Source organism: Streptomyces sp. SP18CS02, from assembly GCF_036322365.1.
GTDB lineage: Bacteria > Actinomycetota > Actinomycetes > Streptomycetales > Streptomycetaceae > Streptomyces.
Map to the genome: position 1 here is coordinate 1 of NZ_JAQYXC010000205.1, position 336 is coordinate 336.

A 336-nucleotide genomic window follows, 5' to 3' on the forward strand; every position below is an offset into this window, starting at 1 on the left:
CGTCCTCGATCCGGTCGTGCCGAGCGAGATCGTTGCGGTTGTCCTGCTTGACCACGCGTTTGATAGCGTTGTGGACCTGGCCGAAGGTCTGCTGGCGGATCTCGGCCTCGTTGATCGAGACCGGTAAGACGATCTTGTCGATTTCGGCCGGGACCTTGTCGAGGTAGACCTTCATCTTCTCGTCGTCCCCCTCGCCCTCTCCCGTGAGGTTGTCGCCGGTGTGCTCGACCGAGCCCTCGGCGCTCTTGAGGTTGTTGTAGAAGAAGAACGACACCGCGCCCGGCACCCGCCCAGACACGCACACCAGGGCGCTGGCGGCGAGGGCGCAGGGCGCTC

1 protein-coding gene is annotated in these 336 nt (G+C 64.6%); it reads right to left on the reverse strand.

Features of this window, described 5'->3' with window-relative positions:
* On the reverse strand, window positions 1–336 hold a 336-nt coding region (locus PUR26_RS02045; protein WP_329868544.1), incomplete at both ends, for a TerD family protein.